Raw genomic sequence first — 26111 nt, forward strand, 5'->3', positions numbered from 1 at the left:
TTACTGCTTGTCTCAATTTTATATTGGGAGCAAGCTAAAATGGGACTATACTCATTTTAGTATTCCTAAGTTCAATTACTCAGCCCACCTTTACCTATGCATATATCAACATCTTTCTAAAGCTATTCTTTCACACCTGTATCGCCAATGCCTTTCATAAACCACTTTTGAGCAATTACAAACAATATTAATAATGGAAGTATTGTTATTGTACTTGCTGCCATAACTTGTGACCATTTTATTCCATATGCTCCGCCTTCAATAAAAAATTGTCTAAGTCCTGATGAAATCAAAAACTTTTCTGGACTCTTTAAAATTAGAGATGGATACATATAATCATTATAATAAGTAACAAAATTTATTAAAATCAAAGTTACAAAGGTTGGCTTTGTTATTGGGAATACTATCTTCCATAATATCTTAAAATGAGAAGCTCCATCTATTCTTGCAGCCTCTATTAAACTTTTATTAACCTGTAAAAATGCTTGTCTTAATAAAAATATTCCAAATATACTAACTAAATTGCTTACTATCAATCCTGAAAGTGTATCTATTAAATTTAAATTAGAAAGTAAAATATAACATGGAACATATGTAACTGCTGATGGTAACATATATATTGCCATTATCACTCCAAATAGTAACCTTTTACCTCTAAACTCTAACAAAGTTAACGCATATGCTATCATTGCTGCTGTAAATACTTGAAATGCCACTTCAATAAAAGAAGTAAAAAAACTATTAAACATATATTGTCCAAATTGAGCTTCTTCGAATACATCTATAAAATTGTTCCATTGTGGATTAGAAGGCATTAATTTAGGTGGAAAAAGAAATACTTCATCTTTTACTTTTAACGCACTTGATATCATCCACAAAAATGGAAAGAAAGCTATTATGCTTGCTAATATAATAAAAGCATATCTTATTACATTAGCTATTATTTTTTTATAATTTACTTTTCTTTTACTAATATTACTTTTAATGTTTTCTAAATACACCTCATTATCTCTATATAATTTTCTTTCTACCATACACAATTTACCCCCTACATAAAAAAAGTGGCTGCGCCACGCTTTTTAGTTGAGAGTGGACAATTAAGAGTTCAAAGTTTTTGTTGAAAGTCCTAAAGACTTTCTAATAATATATTTTAAAATTCCATCAAGAATTTTTTTCCTTAACTCTCCACTCTTCACTCTCACTTCTCAACTAATATTTACTCACTCCTAAGTCCTACCTGTTTTTCAATCTTATAAAACTCTATGATTTTCCATCTTAAAATAAAGTAATTAATAATGTACCCATTTTTTTGAAACAACAAATTGAATTAATGAAAGTATGCAAGTTATAGCCAAAATTACTGTTGCTATTGCAGTGGCTTCTCCCATATTGAAATTTTCAAATGCACATTGATAATACATGTATAATAATGTTCTAGTACTTCCAGATGGTCCTCCCTGAGTCAAAACCTGAATTTGATCATATGCCTGCAAAGAATTTATCATTGTTATTACACTAAGAAAAAATGTAGTAGGTGAAATTAAAGGTAATGTTATACTCTTAAATTTATTTAATGAATCAGCCCCATCAATTGAAGCTGATTCATATAAATCCTTAGGTATTTTCTCTAATGCAGTTAAATAAAAAATCATAGCCCATCCAATACTTTTCCAAACAGTAACAATAATTACTCCAATCATAGCAGTATTTGAACTTTGCAACCATTGTAATTTAGGTAAATTTAACAAAGTTAATATATAATTTGCAAATCCATAGTCAGGTTCAAATATCCAACTCCATACAATAGAAATTGCAACTGTAGGTGTAATCCATGGAGAAAATATTATAACCTTATATATTGCTGAAGATTTAAACTTTGTTCTTAGCAATAATGCTAAACTTAATCCACCAACTATTGTTGGAAGTAATGTTCCCACTGTAAATATCACTGTATTTTTTAAAGCCTCATAAAATAATTTGTTAGAAAATAACTGTTTATAATTTTTCAATCCAACAATACTATATTCAGCACTTATATAATCCCAATCCGTAAAACTTATAAACAGTGATTTAAAAATTGGAACTATCCAAAATATCATAAGTGGAATAATAGCCGGCAATACAAATATAAGTATAGTAAAAATTTGATCAAACTTTTTAATATTAGACTTCTTCATAACGCTCTCCATAACCCCTTAAATAAAATTTGGATTTCTATTGAATACATCTCCATCTATTTAATAAGCAAAATTACAATATCAACACTCTATTAGAATAGTTGTTAAAATTCCAAAACTTATCCACAGTAGTAAATACTTTTCCACCATTTTTGTAAACGTTCTGTTGATATATTATAAGACTTTTAGTATTCCTAAGTTCAATTACTCGGTCCACTTTGCTTATACATATATCAACACATATTTAAAGCCTACGCTAAAGTTTTATTACTTTTTTAAAGTTTTATTTAATTCTGATTGTGCTAATTTTTGAGCTTCATCTAAAGCTTCTTGTGCTGATACATTTTCTAATTCAACTTTATCTGCTGCAACTTTTAAAGCATCATATATTTTTCCATTAGTCGGATCAATAAATGATTTACTTGCATGTAACGCTTGTTTTATTGGAATAAGTGCTTGCGGATTTTTTTCCACATATTCCTTAAATGCATCAGTATTACATGCCGCTTTATTAACAGGAATATACCCTGAAGCTATTGACCATTTTGCATTAACTGATGCACTTGTAAAGTATTTAATAAATTCATAAGCTCCTTTTTTAGCCTCTTCGTTAGCTATACTTGGAATAACTAAAAGTCTTGCTTCTGCAATTGGTTTTGCTTCTTTTCCATCTTTAAATGCAGGTTGTTCAATAGCACCTAACTTTTCAAAATCTAAATCACCTTGATCTCCTGATGACCCTGTATATCCCCCTGCTTTATCTTGCATAACATCATCAATTGTTGAATACCAGTATTCCCATCCTTGTCCACTTGAATTAACTTTCATGATTTTATCATCATGTATCCACATTCTAAAATTATCCCAAACTTCTATCCATTCAGGTGAATTTATTAATACATTACTTCCATCTTCACTTAAAATACTTCCACCATTACTTAATGATGCATCAATTAAATTGTCAGCTCCCCACATAGGCTCCCAACCATAAAACTTAACTTCATCACTATCCTTTTTAATTACTTTTTTACTTGCTTCAGCAATTTTACTCCAAGTATTTAATGAATCTTTAGATATGCCTGCATCCTCAAACGCCTTTTTGTTATAATATAAAACTTGTGTTGTTCCAAACATAGGAAAAGCGTATAGTTTATTATCCTTTTTGCATGAATCCCAAAATGATTTTATGTAATTATCACTATTAAAATCACTATCTGTTGTTGTATAATTACCTACATTTTCAAGTACACCTTTATTATTTAAAATTGAAGCTTTATCTGGTTCTAAAATTACAAGTGCTGGCGTTTTTTTAGCTGCAATAGCTGCTTGTAAATTTTTAAAAGTCGTATCATAATCCTCCTGTGAAACTCCTTTAACCTCATACTTATCTTGAGAATTATTAAAATCATTTATTATATTGTCCATGTTTTTCCCAAGCTTTCCTCCAAGACCATACCAATATTCAACTTGAATTTTTCCATTTCTGCTTAAAGTTTCTTTGCTTTTCCCCTCATTACAAGAGATTAATCCCACAGAAATCATTAAAGCTAATCCAATTCCAAACCCTCTCTTTAATATACTTTTCATTTACTTATCCCCCTTATTAATACCATTTCCTTTGTTCATTTTATGAACAACTATATATTACCATTGTTCAATGTTCAACACAATATGTTCATTCTAATTTTTTACATTTTTTCCTGTTATTTTTTATAATAAAAATTTTACGCAACAAAAAATGCAAACTAAAATTCTAGTTTACATTTTCATATACTCTATATTTTAAATATTAATGATTTTTATTATACATCACCATTTATTGCTTCTAAGTTTTCTTTTGATATCTTATGTTCACTATTTAAAAGTGTTCCATCCATATCAGACACTATTAATTTTATCATTACTGCTACCTCCTTATGCTTTTTTGATTATAGCTCTTTTATGTTGATTTAACTATGTAATATGTATCTTTTCCTTGTTTTTTAGCATAATAAAGAGCATTATCTGCACTTAAAAATAGTTCTTCAAAATTCTTACCACCCTTTGGATATATAGAAATCCCAATACTTCCTGATACCTTGTATACACCATCTTTTCCAGTATAACTTTCTCTAAATCCGCTAACTAATTCATCAGCTTTTTGACAAACAAACTCCTCTGATTCAATATCTTTTAAAAATACAATAAATTCATCTCCACCTATTCTTCCTATTATTGAATTTTCACTAAATATATCTGTTATTTTAGTTGAAATATCTTTTAAAACGTAATCACCAGTTAAATGTCCTAAATTATCATTTATAGATTTAAAATCATCAACATCTATAATAAACAATGCATGTTTATCCTCTTTAGAGCTTTCATTTATATACTCTTCAATCATATTTTGAGCAGTTATTTTATTGTAAATTTCAGTTAAACTATCTCTTTCTGCTTTAAACAACAATTTTTCGTTTTCTCTTTTTTCATGGTCAATATCTGTTATTACACCTATAACTTTTATTGGCGTATCATTTTTATCTAGAATTATATTAATTCTAAATTTACACCATATATATTCACTATCATTTTTTCTTAATCTAACTTTACATTCTCTATATTCATTGGTATCTTTTATTTCATCGATTATCCCATTAAACTTTTCTCTATCATCTTCATAAATAATATTTAATGTATTTAAATCCTGGCCTTCAATAATAGGCTCATAATCAAATTTGTGATTCCAATTATCAGAGTAACTTATTATATCATTATTAATATCCCACTGAAAAATAATATCATCAGTTTGCTCCATTATAACTCTATAACTTTCTTCACTTAATTTAAGTTGCATCTTATTCTTTAAAATTTCATCCATTAATTCGTTAAATGCTTGAGATATTTCTCCAAATTCATCTTTTACATTATATATAAATCTACTTTTATAGTTTCCTTTTTTTATTTCTCTTATTGAATTTAATAATCCATAAATAGGTTTAGAGAAGAAATTAATAATAAGAATATATGTTATAGCTACAACTGCTGAAATTATTATAGATATAAAAAACATAATATTAATACTTTCATTAAGAGGGTCCTTAAACTCTGACCACTCAACTCCACTCAAAACTACCCAATTAGAATTAGGTATTTTATAAAAATAACCTATTTTTTCAATTTCATCAATGCTATATTCAATTAATCCACTTGAATTATTTTTAAAGTCTATATTTTTCCATGCTTCTTCTAAAGTATTAGGTCTATCTATATTATATATATCTTCATCTAAGCAATCACTTATAGTTGCAGCTACAGTTCCTTTGCTATCCATAACTGCAATTTTACCAGTATTAAAAAAGCGTACCTCATTAACAACTTTTTCAAAGTACTGCATATTAATAACACTTTCTATAACACCTTGATACTCATCATGGAAAAATATTGGTATTGCTATAATTGCACTTTTTTCTCCATTATTAAATTTCTCATTTTCTATAATATCTGTAATAACAGTTTCTTTATTATTAAATTTTATTATATCGTTTTTATCAAAAACAGCTTTATTACCAATACTATCACTGTCACTTGATGCTATTATTGTATTATCTTTGCTAATTAATGATGTTTTAACTAAATATGGTTGTTCCTGCTGCCTTAAGTTTAAAATATCAAATATAATTTCTTTTCTAAATTTCATTTCCTCAGATTTATCTAATATATTATTATTGAAATCATCTAGAAAATCATGAGTTATTGGCATATTGGAAATAACATTAAGATTAATTAATCTTTGATCAAAAAAATCTTCTAAATGAGTTGATTGATCTCTTGCTGCTATTATTACATTTTCTTTAATTAATTCAATAGACCGCTGAGTAAATTTTGTAATATATATATTCATAGTAATTAAAACAGGAATTATCGCTAATAATACTGCAAAAATAATAGATTTCTTTTTTATATCCATCACTCCACCTCAATAATTCTTACAATGTTTTTCTTTTTATTTCGATAAATATCTACTATAAATATAATACCTAACTTTATAGTACCATGTATAGTTTATTTTAATTAAATTTAATAAAAAAATATCCTTCCAAAAAAATAAAATCTTTAGGTAAATTTATAATAATTGATTTACCTAAAGATTTAATTAATGCTTAAATTTTTATTTTGCTTTTGCAAGTTCTATTTCTTCAACTTCTTGTTCTGGCTCTTTTGCAATAAAGTAAACTCCTATTATAACTAAAATACTGCTTAAAATAGTTAGTTCATTTATTTTATTTCCTAAGAATATGGTATCAAATACAATTGCCCAAACAACATATGTTATATTTACTCCCATTGCCCTTGTTGCTCCAATTTTATATATTGCTGTGTAGTAAAATAAATATGATACCGTAGCTGCTAATGCCGTTCCTGCAATCCAAAATATGGCACTATATTTAAAGATATTAAAGCTAAGTCCTATACCTCCTACTATTGGAACAATAATTAATCCATATACAACAGCTGACGTAAACTGTCTTATTTGCAAAGCAAATTCTGACGTTACTTCATCACCTTTCATTCCATAGGCACATACTACACATTCACTACCCCAACCCAATGCACAAATTATTGCAAATATAAAACCTATAGGATTAGCAGCACTTGTTGTAGATGTATAGCCTAGTATAGAAACCCCTAATATAGCTGCTACTAAACCAATCCATGCACTTTTATTAATTTTTTCTTTTAGAATTATAGTAGCAAGTACTGCTCCAATCGCTGGATATAATGAAGATATAATAGCTGTATAAGATGGTCCTATGTACTTTACTGATAGTAAATATCCACTCATGCCAATTGGACCTCCAAGCAATGCTGCAAGAGCAACCCATAAAGCACTTTTAGTTTTAACCGCACTAAAAAAATCACCTAATTTTTTTCTTAATCCAAGATATATAAATGTCCATATCGCAGAAAAACTATCATGTAAAAAGGCTGTTATTATAGGGGCAAGTATTATAGCTTGCTCAGTTTTTATAAATGGTGTCATTGCTAATATAAATCCCATAAGAACTGTATCAGCCCCCCATGATATAGCTGAAATAATTCCACACCCTACTCCTTTTTTATAATTATTATTAAAATTCATTTTAAAGTCCCCCTTTTATTGCTGTTAATCAACATATTAAATATTATTTCCTTTAATTTATCTAAATATTGCTCAAAACTTCCGTTCATTTTATGAACAAATTAATATTATCATTGTTCATTGTTCAAAGCAATATGTTCATAAATATATTTTTTTGTGTAAATATTAAATCTTATTAGTTAGAAGTAGAGAGTTGATGCTATGGTTAAAACCATAGACTTTAAGATTTTAAAATCTCCCAATTTCTTGCATACAAAAAAGAGTAAAGTTACTAATAGCTTTACTCTTTTATACATTATGTCATTTAAATTGTTTTGTATTTAATATTCCTTTTAAAACATAAAATATATTTAATTAAATAATTATTAAAATAATTATATTATGTCAAATTTAAATTACACTCTTAAAGATCCGTCTTCATTTAAATAATATACATTTCCACTTTCATCTTTTATAAGCCCACTTTCCATAATACCACTTGAATTTAAGTAATACCATTTGTCACTATCTAAAATCCATCCATTTTTCATAACTCCATCTTTCCCTAAGTAATACCAATGTCCATTATGAAGTAACCAATAAGTTTTTTTATCTCTTGTAGATGGGTCTATAAAATACCACTCACCTAAACTTTTAACCCATCCTACTTCATCATTGTCATTATAATTTTTATTATAATCTATATATAATTTACAAATTTCTTTTTCATTTGTCTTATCTTTTATAATCACTTTAGTTAAGCCAATTTGAAGATTATCTATAAGTATAACCATATTTTTTCTATCTAAAACACAATTTGCAAATTTCTCATTTTTATTTGGATTTAATATATCTATTTCAATATTATCTATATTAAGTTCATTTAAAAATTCATAATTAATTACAGCTCTTTCAACATTATTATATATACTTGTCTTGTACACATTTTCCTCTTCAGATACCTTTATAAGTTTTTCACAACTTAATAAATTTAAATTATCTGTTGAGTCACTTGATTCTATTGTTGTTGCATATACCTTTAAATCTGTATTAACGATTACAACATTTAAACAGAGTGTAGCCATAAGTACTAATAAGCTTCTTTTTATAATTCTCCTAAGCATATAAGAATCCTCCCTCTTTTTTAGCTTTTGAATTACTACATATTCTTTTATTTACTTATTAATAACTTATGTAAAATTAATTTATAATAGAACTAAAAAAGCGTGAAATTTCAAAAATAAAATTTCACGCTTTTAGCTTTTCTATAATCAACTTTTAATTTAAGACTCTGTTTTAAATACTCTTAATTCATTATCTTTTAAATTTTCTAAGTAAAGTATTTGTAAGTTGTAAAAATACTTCGTCTTTAGTTATAAATAAGATTCCTACATATACTATTCCGCATGCTAACACTGATACTGCTGAAATTAAAAATACACTATTTATAAAATGTTTAATTAAAAATATTAGTGGAATAAATAGTAATGAATAATAAAAGTACTTAACATTTTCAAATGCGAATAAATTTATATCTATTTTAATAACTTTTCTTACAAATCTATATTCAAGTACTATAACAATTAAATTTGCAATAAGAGTTGTTATAATTGCATTTGTAGGTGTAAATTTACCTGTTATGGCTAAACCTATATTTAATATAACATTTAAAACTCCACCAATTAATACTAATTTAACATCATCTTTTTCTCTTCCATTAAGATATATCATTTGATTCGATATTATTCCTTCAACCCCAATAGTTAACATGTAAATTGAAAATATAAACATTACAGGTGCTGCTGCTATAAATTTAGGTCCTGCATACATAAGTATTATCTCTTTTGAAAGACATATCATGCCAATAGATGCTGGGAATAAAAACATAAAATATATCTTTATAATTCTTTTTAAAAGAGACATATACTCTTCCTTGGAATCATTACCTAAATAATTTGAAAGTCTAGGCATAGTTACTTGAATAATAGTAAGCATTAATGTATTAATTATTGTCATTATCTTTTGGGCTAAACTATAATATCCAACATCCCTAGTTCCTGCACCTACTGCTCCACTACCCATCATTAATTTATCTAATTGAGTATATAAAATATTTACATTAGATAAGATAACAACAAAAAACATTGGCTTAATGTGTCTTTTAAAATGTAAATTTTTAAAATTAAATTTCACTCTTTTCTTTATGTATACAAAACTTAATATATTGTTTAAGAAATTAAAACCTATAACTAAGTATAAATATAATTCAAAATCATTAATATTTCTTATACAAAAAATAACTAGTAAAGAATATATTATTCTAACAATCATAGTCTTTATAGCTATGAAATCATAATTCTCTAATGCTTCATTAATCCATTCAACATAAAAAAGATTAAAAACAAGATTAAAACCTAAAATCATACAAGTATAAAAATCAGGTCTACCTCTTCCTACTGTATATATAAAAATCATATATATTGAAGAAACTAATATATTGGTAAATAGAGTAAATAAAAATAAACTCGTAAATGTTTGTTGAAGCTTTTCTTCATCATCCCTAACTTTACTTATTTCTCTCAGTCCATATTGAGAAATTCCAAAACAAGCAAATATTAAAAACCATCCTGTTAGTGATTCTGCATATGAAATATATCCATATAAATCTTCACCTAAAGTTCTTGTTATTACAGGACCAACTAATATTGGTAATACAATATTAAATAAATTTAACGATCCTTTAAACAATGCATTTTTCGATATTGATTTTGACATCTATGTAGTCCTCCTATAATCACTAAATGGATTATTTTACTTCTACTATATTTTACACTAACTAAAGAAGTTGTCAATTAAGTCTATTTTATACTAAGTTTATTTTTTAAGTACTCTAAATCTTCAAGTGAATCTATTTCAAAAATATCATTACATCCTATTTTGTTAACATAAATATCTAAATTATTAAGATTTTCTACAACTATATCATCCCAATATAAATCTTTAAATTCTTCTTGTTCTACCTTTTGAGCGATTTTTTCTGCTATAACTTTTCCATCTTTTTCACTCCAATAAGACGCTCCTGACATTATATAGTCCGGTTCATTTCCATCTTTACCTATATCAACTCTATATAATTTATCACTTTCATCATACTTTAGTATCCATTCACCCACAATATTTTCCTTGCAAGCAGAATAATACTCTGAATGCTCTGGTTTAGCTTTAGGTAAAAAGTTTTTATTAATGTAGTTATCTGCATCAATAACAAAAGCATCATGAAGATATTCTCTTGCTAAATACATTGTATAAATATTATTATAAACATCATATTTATCATTAATTATCTTAATTAAGTTATATTTCTTAACTAAATTATCAAACTTTTCATGTAAATATCCAGTTAAAACTACAATTTCATCTATTCCTATCTCTTTTAAATTTATTATTTGTCTTTCAAGTAACGAAATTCCATTAACCTCCACTAAAGACTTTGGTATTGTATTTGTAAGCGGTCTAAGTCTAGTTCCCATCCCAGCAGCTACTAATATTGCTCTCATATGTTTTTCTCTCCTTAAATCAAATTACTCCATCCAGCTTTGTTTATACATATTTTAACGCTTTGTTTTTATGAATGTTAATATTTTAGTATAAGGGCGCAGTGGCGTTGGAATTTTATTTTTAGAATTCTTAATGAATATTTGTCAAATTAATTGCTTGTCACAATGTTTCATTGGGAACATGCATTAATTGGACTAATATTTATTTTTAGAATTCTTAAATCAAATTCCTCTGTCCATGATCTTTATACTAAAATATTACTATACATTTAAACATGGTTATTAAAATTAATTCTGTCTCTACTTTGTATATATGTTGATATATGTAATAAACAAAATGGCATTGTAATTTGACTTTGAGAATTCTTAATGAGTATTGTCACATTTATTGCTTGTCAAAAATTATATTTGGAGCAAGCTGAAATGGGACTCTACTCATTTTAGTATTCCTAAGTCAAATTACTCCGACCAGCTTTGTTTATACATATATCAGCGCTATACTGTAAAACAGAGTTACATTCCTAAAATTCAGCTTCTAATTTATTTAAATTTTCTTTTACTCTATTGTATCTATCTATTCCATAAGTACCAAAATCATCGCCTTCATTTTCTTTAATTAATGTCCATACAGCCCATAATAAATCTTGGCTTATTTGATGAATTAATAATCTTTTTCTTGAATTTTCATCTGCTTCACCATTAAAATAAAGTCTAAACATTAATTCTATATCATCTTCTGAAAAACTATTTTCTAAAGAAAGAGCTGCTAAGTCCCACATGTCATCATTTATGCCGCTATATTCCCAATCTATTAAGTAAATTCTACCTTCCGTATCCTTCACTAAATTTTCTGATACTAAATCATTATGAGATGGAACAAATACTCTATCTAACTCTTTTAAAATCTGTTCTAATTTCATAAATCTTTCTCTTACTTCATCATAATCATCAAAGAATTCTCCATGGGAATTTTTTAAAATATCTTCGTATTTTTCAAGTTCTCTAAATACATTAAACTCATTTTTCATTGGGAACTCATTATCCTCATGTAAATTTCTTAATATTCTAGTAACTTGTTTTAGATTCTCTTCCTTTTTAACACTTCTTGGAGTTAAAGTTTCTGCATTTTCTATAAAAGTAGATATTTTTATTCCAGTTTCAACATTAAAATATGGAGTTTCAACATTATATCCTCTCTCAGAAGCAATTGAAGAATTAAACATTTCATTCTTTCTACTTATCATACTTTCAGTTCCAATACCAGCAATTCTTAATATATATCTTTTTCCTTTAACACAAATTCTATAATTTTTATTAGTCATTCCTCCAGCAGATACAACTTCACTTATATCATCTTCGGATACTTTCATAGCTTCTCGAACTATGGTCTTTACAGTGTTAATTTCATAATTAAGTTCACGTCTTCTTATAGTTGGATAAAGATGATTCAAAATATTTTCATATTCTTTTTTAGTGTCAGCATCTCCCCAAGCAAGATCATCTATTTTAACAAAACCAATATTATAATCTCTAGCAACATCTAATAACACATATTCATAATTTAAATATGGATTTATATTATCTTTAAATTCTTCAAGCATCATTTGATATAATTTATGAGACACCTTAGTTATGCCTATCATTTCACCATCTATTCTATTAAATTGATGTATGTCTTTAGACATTTTAAATAGATGATTATCTCTTATTTCAACAAAAGCCTCATCTCCTGATCCACTTTCATTAGTAAGAAGAATACAGTCTCTGCTTTTACTTTCTACAAGCTCTTTAATTGCTCTTTTTTCAAAAATTAAATCATTTTCTATTAATAAGAAATCCTCTTTAACATACTCTCTAGCCAGAGATAATGAATACATAGTTCCCGTCCATTTATATTTATCGCTCTTAACTAAAGTTATATTTTTATTTGATTTAAAATACTCATCATAATAATTACTTTCATAACCTGTTATTATAGTAATTTTATTAATTCCATTTTCTTTAAGTATGTTTAAAGTTCTATCTATTAACTTAAAATCTTGAATTTCAAGCATTCCAACAGGTTTTCCAAAGTCCTTTGCTCTTCCAGCAGCAAGAATTACAGCTTCTTTGACAGGTTTATTATCTTCTTCATGGATTTTCAACCTAGTATTTTTAGCTGAAGCAAGATTTTCTTCTAATATCTTCATTCCCTTTTCAGTTACTCTATATAAAATTCCCCTATTATTTATAATTCTCTCTATAGTTCCATCAAGAGTAAATTCCTTTAAAATTGAATTTACTTTTCCTAATGAAATATTTGTTCTCTTTGATAACTCTCTTTGATTAATATTAAAATTATTGTTTAATATTTTTAATATTTCCAATCTATCTTCTAACATAATAAGCTCTCCCCCTTTGATTTACACTCTACACATTTAAACTATATTAATATTTTATTTATATGTATCTAAATTATATTATCCAAAATTTTAATTTTTAGGCTTATGCTTTTTAACATCTCTCTGCTTTCCAGTTTAAAATTTCCGCCCAAAATTTTTGTTCATAATATGAACTATAATAAATTATATTATACTTTATTAAAAATGTAAATATATTCAACAAAATTTGTTATTAAATAATTTAATCCTACTATACTTCATAGAATTTCCAAAAAATAAGCTATATTCTAAGTTAAATTGCAACTTAAAATATAGCTTTAAAATATTATATTAATTTTTATTGGCTCTGTTTTAAATGCGTGTTGATATATGCAATTTGTTAGCCATACACCCTTTCCAAACGTAGAACAGGGTTAACTATTTTATATTACTCATTATAGTATTTTTAAAATTCATCTTATCATCTGTATTTTCAAATGCATCATTAGGAATAACTATTCCAGGATTATCATTTGAAATTACATACAAACAATTATTTATCTCCGTAACATCTGTAATGTTATTTAATAAAAGTTTCGTCTTTTCCTTATTTCTATTAATTATCAACCCGTCTTTTTCCAAAAATACTTCTATAGTTCTTCCCAAAGATTTTTCATTTTTCTTAAATAAGTCCTTAAAATTTTTCTTTGCTCTTTTAATCCAGTATGTAGGTAATTTAAAATATCCAAATATTCCTGTACCAGCAAAAATTACACCTAATACAATAGAAAATATTGGACTTTCTCCTTTACTATATTCTTGAATTCCTAAAACGCAATACAGCACACCTATAAAAAGACCTATTCCCAAAAACAAATTTCTTCTTAAAGTAGCCAATCTATCCTTATTACTTTGGCTAGTCATTTTATAAATAGAAAAATCCACCCATTGTTCTTCAGTATTTTTATACCTTAACTCAATCAATTCTCTTCCCCCCAAATTTTCGTTAGTATATAAATTAATATTATCTTTAACATATAGCTTTTTATATTATAAATTAGATTTAAATTAAATTTTATTATCACTATAGAATCATAATTTTCTACTATAATAATCACTTTACAATATAAACACTACATTCAGAGAAAGCAATTAATTTATATTCTAATTATATTACAATTTGTAAACATATCCAATAACATTAATATATACTTTTGCATAGTATATATTATAATTTTCCTCTCATTTCATATAAAAAGAAATAGAATACATACTTAAATCTTATACTTATTACAAAATTTACTTACTATGTATTCTATTTCTCATTAAAGTATATAATTAAATATGCATAGATAAACTACCACCATTTAATTTAGCAATATCTTTTAACATATTCATTACCTTATCATTCTTTAATAATCCACTTAACTTTGGATTACTACTTAATAAAGATTCATCACCTATAGATATGCTTCCATCGCCATTAAATTTAAAATCTATATTTTCTTTTTTCTCTTCCTTTTCTTCTTTTTCCTTGTCGGCTTCTATTAGATAATCAAGCATAGTTTTTGATGCTCTTTTTATAGCTTCTTTTTCTTCTTTACTTAACGGACATTCAAATCTTTGCCCATTTACTACAACCCATCTTTTTTCACCATCTACACCAAGCTCCTCCCACTGACACTCAGAATTATTGGTTGTATAGCTTGATATTTGCATAAATGTTGACTTATCCACATAAATAGTAGTATTGCTAGCTGTCCCCTTATCTAATTGAGGTCCCATTATAGCCCTACTTCTACTAGCAGCTATTCTCACATCTTTAGATAATTCTAATTTATCAGCATTATTATAAACATTTTTTATAGTGTCTTTATGAGTATTATTATCAATATTTTTCCTTTGATTAATATTTGCATTTTCCATATATCCATTATATATTCTATTATTTATTTCCATAATTATCCCCCTTATTTTCTCTATTTAATTTATCGATAAAATTTTACAATACTTTATTTGGCTTTAAATATTCTTAAATTATATAATTTTTATATAAAAAGCAGTAAATAACTTTATATTCACATAAAATTATTTACTGCTTAATAAACACCTTTTAAATTATTGGCTCTGTTTTAAATGTGTGTTGATATATGCAATAGGTAAATTACTTCTAATACATTATTCCAAAGTTAGAGAATGAATACCAACCATCATCTATATACGCCTTTTCATTTTGAAGCATTCTACCACCTGATTCAAAATAGTACCAATTCCCGCCTAAGTATAACCAACCTACTTGCATTGCTCCATTTGGATTAAAGTAATATTGGTTTCCTCTTTCTTTGTCATAAAACCAACCTGTTATCATTCTTCCGTTATTATCAAGATAGTACCATCTACCATCAGTTTGTTTTATCCAACCAGTGTCTCTATATCCTGATTTGTTAACATAAAACCAATTACCGTCAACCTTTACCCAAGCATCTTTAACTTGTCTTCCTCTTTTATCAAAGTAAATGTATTTTCCTTTTACTTTTCCCCATTCTTCATACTTGCTCATATCAATCCAAATTTTATTGCTTTCATCGTAGTATGCGTCATTTTTGTCATCATCATCATCGTCGTCGTCATCATCTGGATCTTTGATGTCATCTAAAGGATCATTGGTTCTATATATAGTTAATTCATAGGTCTTCTTTGTACTTTTATCTTCAGCTACTACAACTATATCAACTTCTGTTTTCCATTGACCTTTAAGACTTATTGATATTGGACTTCCTGTAAATTTTTCTCCATCTACAGTAATGCTCGAATAATTTTCATCTACAGGTATCGGTTTAACTTTAACAGATTTTACATCTTGATCAACACGTGCCTTAAATGTATCATGTTTAGAATTAAATTCATAATCACCTGTATTAAGTTCTATATCTTTTAAGTCAGCATTATTACTTCTTCCATCGTGTTTAATGACTACAGTATACATCTTTTTATCCTTACCATTTTCAGCAGTAACAACTATTTGTAAAGTTGTAATTCCACTTTCCTGTAAAGGAATTTGACTTTTAGTACCTGATGTCAAATTATAAATTTCACCTGTTTCAACAACTTTTGCTTCAGTTATATTTGCCTTAGGCTCATCAACTATTGCTGTAACATCCACAACTTTTGTATCTGGTTTAACTACTAAATCATAATTTAAAGTTTCTCTTGAAAATCCTGAAGTTCCATTTTCTTTCTTTAACTCTCCAGTATTGAAATTTAAGTAACTTAAATATGCATTTTGAGCACTTGGTATTTCTTCACCACCATCATCTGAATCACCTTGTATATTAAATATATACTTGTCTGATGCTAAATCTCCATCTTTGTAAACAGTAATAGTTAACTGCTTTCCACCTGAATTACTCAAATCAAATTCAGAGCTTCCATACCTTTGAATAGATTCCTCAATTCCATTTACTTTAACTCTTGCTACTGTTTTTTCTAATCCATCTTTATATGTAATTCTTATCTTTTGTGATGGATCTGTTACATATAAATCATATTTATGAATTGATGAGTTAAAGTTTATTTCTTTATTTCCACCATTAGCTTCTTTTAAAGTAATATTTCCGAATTCAAAATCAAACGAAGATTGTTTGCCTTTCAATACAACTGTTAATTCATAAGTTGCTAATAATGCTCCTAATTGATCTGATGAGTCAGATCCTTCATAAACATCTACATAAAGAACATTTGCATTTGGTTTATCACTAGTACTATCATTAAACGATACAAATTTATCAAAATCTTGTTGTTTTATTTTTACTTTTCCATATTCATCTAAGTAATGATTACTCAGTTTTACTACATACCCCTCATTCTTACCAAAGCTAGGAGTCATTTTGACTTTTCCAGCACTTTCATCTAAATAAATATTTCCCTCATATCTTTTAGGTTGTCCTGGTATGCTAACATCTTTAAATTTTTTTCCAATATAGCTAGTAGCATCAGTTATAGTGTCATTATTATATTTATTTTCTATATCTAATTTTCTTAATGTATAATCGTTATTAGAATTTTCATCTGTAAACTTTAACTTAATAGAATAATTTTTACCTAAACTCTCTTCATTAGGCATTTTAATTACCATTATTTTAGAATCTGTCTTTTTTAATGATCCTTTTAAATTATTATTATCACTTGTTATCTTGTCTTGTTTTTGTCCATCCATCCATACATTAGCACCATTTAAATTAAATGATTCCTCAAAATTTATTATATAATCTAAGTTTTGAATTTGGTCATTTACTATATGTTCATAAGTAAAAAAGCTTTCAGTATCAGTTGTTAAAAGCTCTTTAGTATATAAAAAAGGTACTTTATTTTTATCAGTTTCTGGATTATAAGTATCTCTTGAACCTACATAACTTTCGAAATCAATTTTTTTTATCTTGCCTTGAGCATAATTTTCAGCATGTTCAATAGTTATTGGAGTTGATTTACTATCTATTGAATCTACTGTTACAACAGGATCCTTTTTTTCTTTTTCTTCATAGTATTTTTTACCATTTTCATCGTATTTAATAGTATATATTGTTTCTTTAACAGTTATAGTGGTTTTTTCTGTTATCTTATAATTAACTTCATTAGTTCCTAGTGGTACATTTCTTACTGTAATACCATTAGTAACTTCATTAGTAGTTGATTTATTTTGAGTTTTCTCTAACTCAACATCAATATCATTTAATTGGTCTTTCAAAATTTTATTAATTGAGTCAATATCTATTGTTCTATCAATATTAGTAATTGTTTCAGTGTCTATTCTTTCTGAAGCATTTTCTTGTGAGTTATTAGTAATATTCTCTTGTTTATACTTTGGTAAATTTATTTGAAATTCTTTAAATCTACCTTGAGTGTTATAAATTGTTTTAGTACTATCAACTTTTACTCCTGTGTCAATAGTATTACCATCAAGTTTTGTACCTGTAACAGTTAATGCATATTCTGGTGCACTAATGTCTAGGGTTGGTCCACCATCCGCTTTTGCAGTAGCAGCTTGTACTTCTTTTACACCAAATGATGTTGGTAATAAAGAAAAAATACACGTTAGTGCTACAAATAGTGATATAATTCTCTTTTTATTAATTTTCTCCCCCATGTTCATCCTCCTAATATTTTTTCCCAAATTTATTATATATACTTATATATTATCATATTTTAGCAATAGAATAATATATTTGCATTAGACTTATTTCTAATTATTTCTCAGGAAATATTCAAAAAACTACGTTTTTTTTTAAATATTAATCATATTATATTTTTCGTCCAAATATAATATAGCTTTATATAAAATCATCATTAAACGGTAAAATATATCTATGAAAATTATTCCAAGTAAATTATTCCAAGGAACAAAAGTGGCTACGCCACCCTTCAATGAACAATTTACAATTGACAATGGACAATTGTGGTTGAAAGCCGCTGGCTTTCTTAAAAAATATATATTTAGAAATCACATTGTGATTTCATCCTAAATTGTCAATTGTTCATTGTCAATTCAAACATATATTCATAACCTTATATTTCATCAACCACTCAAACTTCAAAAATTCTATAATTTCCTAAAGAATAAAAAAAGAAGGCTTTACGCCTTCTTCTATTTTAAAATGAATTTGCTACTGATTCTGCAACACCATCTGCTATTTTATGTTGATAATTTGAATCAGCACAATTTGCTGCTTCTGTTGGATTACTTATAAATCCTGCTTCTACTAATACTGATGGCATATTTGTATTTCTACACACAAATAAATTACCATCCTTGCCACCTCTATTAATCGCACCTGTTTTATTTACAATGCTATTTGTAATATTAGTAGCCATTCTTCTACTTGTTGAAATCTTAGAATCACTATAAGCACCACCAAAACTTGAGTCTTGAGCTTTTGTGCTGTAATAAGTTTCTACACCACTTGCAGATGTAGCATCTGCTGAATTATGATGCACACTTATAAAGAAATCAGCATTAAGTTCATTGGCAAGATTAACTCTTTTAGTAAGACTTTGAGTAACACTTAAAGTTTCCCTATCAGTTTCATTTCTAGTCATAACTATTTTATAACCCATAGATTCAAGTTTTACTTTAAGTTTCATTGCAAGCTGCATATTTAAATCTCTTTCAGAATAAGTAACTCTATTATGGGTTGCATAAGCCCCATCATCTCCACCATAATTATGACCTGGATCAATTACTACTAGCTTAGAAGATCCTCCTGGCACTAATCCATCTGGTCTTTTTTCTGCTTTTCCATCAGGACCTATTTTCCAACCATCAATAACAGTATCTTTAAGCATTTCCCCTGATGAAGGATTTAAATAATAAGTGTCATTTCCTACTGTAGTCCATCCTGTTGCCATGTCTCCACTATTGTTTAGATAATACCATTTGTCTCCATTAAGTTTTATCCAACCTTTTGCCATAGCGCCATTAGAATATAGGTAATACCAATGTTCATATGGTTTAATCCATCCAGTTAACATACTCCCATCAGTATTGAAATAATGCCAATTTCCGCTTATTTCAAACCAACCTACTCTCATAGCTCCGCTTATATCTAGAAAATAAGTTTTACCATTTATTGAACTAAATCCTGTAACCATAATTCCATCACCTTGAAGGTAATACCACTTACCTCCATCATTTAACCAACCTTTTTGCATTCCGCCCCAAGATTGAAGATAATACCAGTGATTTTTAGTTTGTAACCAGCCTGTAGCCATAGAACCATCACTATATAAATAGTACCAATTTCCATCTGGCTTTATCCAGCCTGTTGCTTTAGTCCCATCTGATTTATAATAATACCAATTTCCATATTGTTGTTTCCAACCAATTGATGATGAAATATTAGTACTATTATCATTTGAATTTTCTATTGGTTTTGTTGTTTCCGGTACACTCGGTTTAGTTCCTGTTTCCGGAAATTTAGGAATATAATTTTCTTCTTCGTTAGAACCTGGTACATCTGGTTTTGTGTTTTCTTCGTACTCACTGTCTATTCCTGAGTAAGTTAATAAATTATTATATAACGCATTAACTTCTTTACCATATGTAGGACTTGGCGCCCATCTTCCACCTAATGAATTAACAGTAGTTGCTTTCCCTTTAATACTTACAAAATGCCTTGGATCATATGTACCATCTTTTGGATAGCCCTGAGCACCTGCATATAACGCAAGATGATCTAAATGAGCTTGTACTCCTTCGTCCCAAGAGTTAAATCTTTGATGTGCATTTGGATCTGTATCTCCTCCACCTTGTGATGTTTTCATTCCACATGGATTATTATAGCTTTCATTTAATACTCCACCAAACTTACCATATCCAGTTTCCTTGGCAGCTTGTACATATGCTATCCCTGGATTAACATCTCCACATTTTTCTGCATATTTCCAATAAAGCTCTGCTAAACTTGCAAATGTACTTGTAGCACCTTTTGATTCAGCCCATTCTTTAGCTTGTTTGGCAGTAACTTCCGTATCTGATACTATCTTAATATCAGCAAAGTCTCCTTTAGTACTAGCTTGTACATTAATTGTCGGAACAATTGAAAATACAATAGTGAAAGCAAGAAATAGTGAAATAACCTTTTTATTAATATTCAAAATCTTTCTTTCCCTCCATTCTCCTCTGAAATATATAATTTAAAATATCATCTACAAAATTCTCCAAAAAATTTGCATTAATATTCTAAAATCACACTAATTCTAACATATGCAAAAAAAAAAGTAAATTTTTATAATTAACTTTCTAATTCTGTCTAAAGCCTTTATTCTACTTAATTATACTTAATCAGCAAGTTTTTTATGGTTTCATTTTCCATAGAAAAAAATAAAAAATCTTCTACATAAACCTTAAATTTACGTAAAAGATTTTTTTATTTAACTTTTCTAAGTTTCTACAATTAATTTAATTGATTTTCAATTGCTTCGGCTATTGCTTTTGCTACAATTGTCTGATTGTTTGAATCCGCACATCTTGCTGCTTCATTTGCATTAGTTATAAATCCACATTCAATAAGTATTGCTGGCATATTAGTGTTTCTACAAACATTTAAATTCCCATTTTTAGGTCCTCTATTTGTAGCACCTGTTTTGCTACATATATTATTTACAACACTTGTTGCCATTGCTTTACTTTTCTCAATTCTTGATTGGTTAGGTGATTTTCCACCCATTCTATCATCTTGAGCATTAGTGCTATAAAATACTTCCACTCCATTTGCAGATGCTGCATCTGCTGAATTATGATGTATACTTACAAATAAAGTAGCATTAAGATCATTAGCTAATTTAACTCTTTTATCAAGACTTTGCATAGCTGCTAATGTTTCTCTCTCTGATTCATTTCTAGTCATAGCAACAGTATAACCTTTATTTTCAAGTTCTGATTTAAGTTTTGTTGCAACTTGCATATTTAAATCTCTTTCTGAATAAGTAATCCCATTATTGGTAGCGTATGCTCCATCATCTCCACCAAAGTTATGACCTGCATCCACTACAATAGTCTTGCTTAAACTATTATTAGAATTATTTCCAGAAGTTACATCATTTTTATCTGACTTCCTTCTTCCATTTTTATCTATATCATAACCATCAACTTTTGTATTCTTAAGTAACTTTCCACTTTCCAGGTCTAAGTAATAGTAATATCCACCACTTTGTACCCATCCTGTGCTTCTACTTCCATTATCATTTAAATGATACCACTCATCACCTAAGTTTAACCACCCTGTTGCCATAGCTCCAGTATCATATAAGTAATAACATGTTCCATTTAAATTAAGCCATCCTGTACTCATTTCTGAATTTTCATTAAAGTAATACCAATAATTATTTATATTTGTCCAACCTGTTTTATTGATTCCATTTTGATCAAATACATAAGTTTTATTATCTATTAACTTTATTCCTGTAACCATACTTCCATCACCTTGAAGATAATACTTATTTCCATTATCTAAAAGCCAACCTAATTTTAACTTTCCACTATTTTCAACATAGCACCATTTTTCGTCTATTAAATTCCAACCTTCTTTTGAAAGCATAGCACCTGACTTATCTAAGTAATATAAATCATTTGCATTTTGTAAAAATCCAGTTGCCATTATACCGCTTGTCTTTAGGTAATACCAATTATTATTTATACACTTCCAACCAGTCACCATAATTCCATCAGCATCGAAATAATACCATGAATTATCTAAATTCGTCCATCCTACAGACATCTCCCCTGTAGAATTTAAATAATACCAGTTTCCATTAGGATTAATCCATCCAGCTGCCTTGCTTTCATCTGAATAATAATAGTACCACTTTCCATCTTGTTCTTTCCAGCCAATATCTGAGCTAACATTTGTTTCTCTATTAAGTGTTGGCTCAACAAAAGAATTGTCAAACATTATTACAGAATCAGTTACTAAAGAATTAGGTTTCTTTTCAACAGGTCCTGGTGGTGCAAAATAAGATGAATCATTATCACCATTGTCATTTAAATTATCTTCATCATCTTTTTGATCATCTTTATCAACCGTAATATTTGAATAATCACATAATTCTATATAATATTTGTTTACTTCTTCTCCATAAGTAAGACTTGGAGCCCATTTTCCACCTAATGAATTAACAGTTGGTGATTTTCCTTTTATACTTATGAAATGTCTCGGATCATATGTATCACTTTTAGGATAGCCATTAGCCCCTGCATAAAGTGCTAAATGATCCATGTGAGCTTGTACGCCTTCATCCCAAGTATTAAACTTCTTATGAGCATATTTATCTCCATCTGATCCACCTTGTGAAGTCTTCATTCCACATGGATTACGAAAACTCGAATCTAATACTCCTCCAAATCTTCCAAATCCAGTTTCTTTTGCTGATTGTACATATGCAATAGCTGGATTAACATTTCCGCAAGTCTCTGAATACTTCCAATAAAGGTCTGCTAAACTTAAAAATTCTTCAGTTGCACCTTTAGTTTTTGCCCATTTTTTTGCATCACTTGCAGTAGCTTCTGTATCTGATATTATGTTTATATCCTTTACAGATGCTTGTACAATAGTTGATGACATAAAACCTAGTGCCATTACAAATACAAATAAAAATGACACTATTTTACTTTTAATATTCAAAATAGTATTCCCCCTTCCTAGTTGTCATATTTTTAACATAATTATCCATTTTTCTTATAAATATAATCTAATTTTATCACATGAAGTTCTTGATGTAAATTATAGTTATCATGGATAATTAATCTATAACAACTTCCTTATAAATAAAATATATGCTCAAAACAATAAATTTACCAATTTTTTAATAATGCTCTATTTTAAATAAAATTCTTACTTATTACAAATTCTAATATAAATCCCCATAATTCCAAACAATATATTCTATTAGTGCATTAAACATTTACTTTATATAGCTTTTAACCGATAATATAAATAAACATTTATAAGTCAGGAGATGATTATATGAACATAATTAAAAAAAATGGAAGAATTGAAGAATTTCAAATGTCAAAAATTAGACAATCAATACTTAACGCATCAGAAGAAGTTACAGAACCATTATCAGATGCTGAACTTAAATTAATAGAAAAAGAAGTTAATAATATTTTATGTAAATTAAATAGAACAGAAACTTCTTCTTATGAAGTGTTTGCTATATGCTTAAATGTACTAAAAGAATTAGGATTTAAAGCAATATGTAAGTCATATCTTGAAGGCTCATTAAGTTTTTAAAAAAACGGTTGTGCCACCCTTCAATGAACAATTTACAGTTGACAATGGACAATTATGATTGAAAGCCACTGGTTTTCTTAAAAAATATATATTTAGAAATCACGTTGTTATTTCATCCTAAATTGTCAATTGTTCGTTGTTCATTCAAAAATATATATTTTAAAATTCTAATATAGAATTTCTTTCAGCACTCTAAATTCCCTACTCTTTATCTGGTAATCTCAATTTTCAACTAATATTTGCTCATAGATATAGTTTTTTAAGTCTTTAAAACTTAAAATTTTCTATAATTTGCTGTACAATAAAAAACATAGTCATACATTAAAGGGAGGATGTTATTTATGAAATATAAATTAGTATGTATCGATATGGATGGTACTTTATTAAATGGTCACAGTAATATTAGTGAAAGAAACAAAGATGCTTTAAAAAAAGCTGTTAAGAAAGGTGTGCAAGTTGCTATAAGCACAGGGAGAATATTTGCTTCTGCTGATTATTTTGCTGACCTTATAGGTATAAAAACAGATCTTATTTCATGCAATGGAGCATACATAAAAAATAGATCAACAAATGAAGTAATGTATAGTAATACCTTAACTAATGAACAAGTATTAAAGATTCATGATTCTATAAAAGGACATGATTTTAAAATAATATATTATACTCATGATACAGCTATTGTTGATTCTCTATTTCCTGAAAATCATACATACAATGTAACAAATAAATTAGTCAGTGATGAAAAAAAAGTTAAATTTTTCATTACATCTGATATAAATAAAATTCTTGAAAAATACAGTAATAAAATAATAAAAGTAATTTGTTTAGATAATAGTAAAGATAAAAATACTTTATTTGAAGTTAAAAATAATTTGTTAAAATTTTCAGATATAGAGACTGTAAGTTCTGGTGATAACAATTTTGAAGTTATGCAAAGGGGTGTTTCAAAAGGAAATGCTGCAAGAATTCTTTCTGAAAAACTTGGAATAAAGCAAGAAGAAGTCATCTGTATAGGGGATAACGAAAATGACCTATCAATGATTAAATTTGCTGGACTTGGGGTAGCTATGGGAAATGGTTCAGATGTAGTAAAAGAAGTTGCCGATTACATTACAGATACAAATGTAAATGATGGTGTTGCAAAAGTAATAGAAAAGTTTATACTTTAGTCAAATAAAGAAATGTTACTTAATAGAGGTGTTAATATGAATAAAAATAAACAAAAAAGAATAGCTGTTATAAATGATTTATCTGGATTTGGTCGTTGTTCTTTAACTGTTGCACTTCCAATAATATCTGCTATGAAAATACAATGTTGCCCATTGCCCACTGCAATTTTATCTGCAAATACAGCATTCCCAAATTTCTTTTTTGATGATTACACAGATAAGATGGAAAATTTCACGAACCATTGGAAAGAACTCAACTTAAACTTTGATGGCATATGTACAGGTTTTTTAGGTTCTAAAAATCAAATTGATATTGTCATAGATTTTATAAAAAAATTCAAAGATAATAATACACATATTTTAGTTGATCCTATAATGGGCGACAACGGAAAAATATATTCAACATATACAAATGAAATGTGTAATGAGATGAAATTACTAATAAAATATGCTGATATAATAACTCCAAATCTAACTGAGGCCTGCAAGTTAATAGATATGCCCTATCCAAATAGAACTCTAAATGAAAAAGAACTAGAATTTATAGCTAAAAGCCTATGTGAAAATGGTCCTAAAAAAATTGTAATAACAGGATTACAAAATAATAATTATGTACAAAATTATATTTATGAAATTGGAAAATCTCCAAAGATAATAAGTGTAAAAAAAGTTGGAAAAGATCGTTGTGGTACAGGAGATGTGTTTAGTTCAATATTAGCTGCTGATATGGTAAATAATTTAGATATTATAGCTAGTGTAAAAAAAGCTAGTGATTTTATAAGTAAATGCTTAGAATATACATCAGAGTTAGACATTTCAGTACACGAAGGCATATGCTTTGAAGAATACTTATGTGAATTAAAATAACATAATTAATTGGGGCTATGTTTTAAGTGAATGTTGATATTTTAGTATAAGGGCGAACTGGCGTTGGAATTTGCTTTTTAGAACTCTTAATGAAGA

At 27.5% G+C, this 26111-nt stretch carries 17 protein-coding genes and 1 pseudogene; 3 read left to right on the forward strand and 15 right to left on the reverse strand.

The features are described 5' to 3' along the window. Positions 1–122: 122 nt before the first annotated feature. The 15 genes and pseudogenes from RGC78_RS13915 to RGC78_RS13985 all read right to left on the reverse strand — a co-directional run bounded on the left by RGC78_RS13915 (position 123) and on the right by RGC78_RS13985 (position 23367). A complete protein-coding gene (locus RGC78_RS13915) occupies positions 123–1034 on the reverse strand; it encodes a carbohydrate ABC transporter permease (protein WP_309556829.1) in 912 nt (303 codons plus the stop codon). Between the two features lie 255 nt (positions 1035–1289). Next, positions 1290–2177 carry a carbohydrate ABC transporter permease gene (locus RGC78_RS13920; protein WP_309556830.1) on the reverse strand — a complete coding sequence of 296 codons (888 nt, stop codon included), beginning with the start codon at positions 2175–2177 and terminating at the stop codon, positions 1290–1292. 267 nt (positions 2178–2444) lie between these two features. After that, positions 2445–3764, reverse strand: a complete 1320-nt coding sequence (locus tag RGC78_RS13925) for an ABC transporter substrate-binding protein (RefSeq protein ID WP_309556831.1) — start codon at positions 3762–3764, stop codon at positions 2445–2447. Positions 3765–3994: 230 nt separating this feature from the next. After that, a pseudogene (locus tag RGC78_RS13930) lies at positions 3995–4078 on the reverse strand (HAD family hydrolase); the annotation flags it as partial. 38 nt (positions 4079–4116) lie between these two features. Further along, on the reverse strand, positions 4117–6123 hold the full coding sequence (locus RGC78_RS13935) for a diguanylate cyclase domain-containing protein (RefSeq protein WP_309556832.1): 2007 nt from the start codon (positions 6121–6123) through the stop codon (positions 4117–4119). Between the two features lie 201 nt (positions 6124–6324). Then, a complete protein-coding gene (locus tag RGC78_RS13940) occupies positions 6325–7296 on the reverse strand; it encodes a DMT family transporter (RefSeq protein WP_252226635.1) in 972 nt (323 codons plus the stop codon). A gap of 395 nt (positions 7297–7691) precedes the next feature. Next, entirely contained in the window at positions 7692–8399 is a 708-nt protein-coding gene (locus RGC78_RS13945; protein WP_309556833.1) for an N-acetylmuramoyl-L-alanine amidase family protein, read from the reverse strand. A gap of 190 nt (positions 8400–8589) precedes the next feature. After that, entirely contained in the window at positions 8590–10050 is a 1461-nt protein-coding gene (locus RGC78_RS13950) for a flippase (protein WP_252211788.1), read from the reverse strand. 83 nt (positions 10051–10133) lie between these two features. Beyond that, positions 10134–10832 (reverse strand): sugar phosphate nucleotidyltransferase, encoded by a 699-nt coding sequence (locus RGC78_RS13955; protein ID WP_309556834.1) that lies wholly within the window; start codon positions 10830–10832, stop codon positions 10134–10136. A gap of 521 nt (positions 10833–11353) precedes the next feature. Beyond that, complete coding sequence (locus RGC78_RS13960) at positions 11354–13213, reverse strand: NTP transferase domain-containing protein (protein ID WP_252211786.1); 1860 nt, start codon at positions 13211–13213, stop codon at positions 11354–11356. 417 nt (positions 13214–13630) lie between these two features. Beyond that, entirely contained in the window at positions 13631–14176 is a 546-nt protein-coding gene (locus RGC78_RS13965; RefSeq protein WP_309556835.1) for a YcxB family protein, read from the reverse strand. Positions 14177–14530: 354 nt separating this feature from the next. Beyond that, positions 14531–15151: a hypothetical protein gene (locus tag RGC78_RS13970; RefSeq protein WP_252211784.1), complete on the reverse strand. Its 621-nt coding sequence runs from the start codon at positions 15149–15151 to the stop codon at positions 14531–14533. A 211-nt stretch (positions 15152–15362) separates the two neighbouring features. Beyond that, entirely contained in the window at positions 15363–18335 is a 2973-nt protein-coding gene (locus tag RGC78_RS13975; protein WP_309556836.1) for a cadherin-like beta sandwich domain-containing protein, read from the reverse strand. Positions 18336–18838: 503 nt separating this feature from the next. Then, positions 18839–20842 carry an N-acetylmuramoyl-L-alanine amidase gene (locus RGC78_RS13980; RefSeq protein WP_309556837.1) on the reverse strand — a complete coding sequence of 668 codons (2004 nt, stop codon included), beginning with the start codon at positions 20840–20842 and terminating at the stop codon, positions 18839–18841. 299 nt (positions 20843–21141) lie between these two features. Continuing rightward, complete coding sequence (locus RGC78_RS13985; RefSeq protein ID WP_309556838.1) at positions 21142–23367, reverse strand: N-acetylmuramoyl-L-alanine amidase; 2226 nt, start codon at positions 23365–23367, stop codon at positions 21142–21144. A gap of 342 nt (positions 23368–23709) precedes the next feature. On the opposite strand from RGC78_RS13985, the gene RGC78_RS13990 reads away from it, so the two are divergent. The 3 genes from RGC78_RS13990 (at position 23710) to RGC78_RS14000 (ending at position 26015) form a co-directional block, all read left to right on the forward strand. Further along, positions 23710–23979 carry an ATP cone domain-containing protein gene (locus tag RGC78_RS13990; protein ID WP_252211780.1) on the forward strand — a complete coding sequence of 90 codons (270 nt, stop codon included), beginning with the start codon at positions 23710–23712 and terminating at the stop codon, positions 23977–23979. Between the two features lie 341 nt (positions 23980–24320). Further along, the gene (locus RGC78_RS13995; RefSeq protein ID WP_252211779.1) at positions 24321–25148 is read left to right on the forward strand and encodes a Cof-type HAD-IIB family hydrolase; all 828 of its coding nucleotides are present in this window, start codon (positions 24321–24323) and stop codon (positions 25146–25148) included. 36 nt (positions 25149–25184) lie between these two features. Further along, complete coding sequence (locus tag RGC78_RS14000; protein ID WP_309556839.1) at positions 25185–26015, forward strand: pyridoxamine kinase; 831 nt, start codon at positions 25185–25187, stop codon at positions 26013–26015. Positions 26016–26111: the final 96 nt, after the last annotated feature.

It is taken from the genome of Clostridium aquiflavi (assembly GCF_031344075.1).
GTDB lineage: Bacteria > Bacillota > Clostridia > Clostridiales > Clostridiaceae > Clostridium > Clostridium aquiflavi.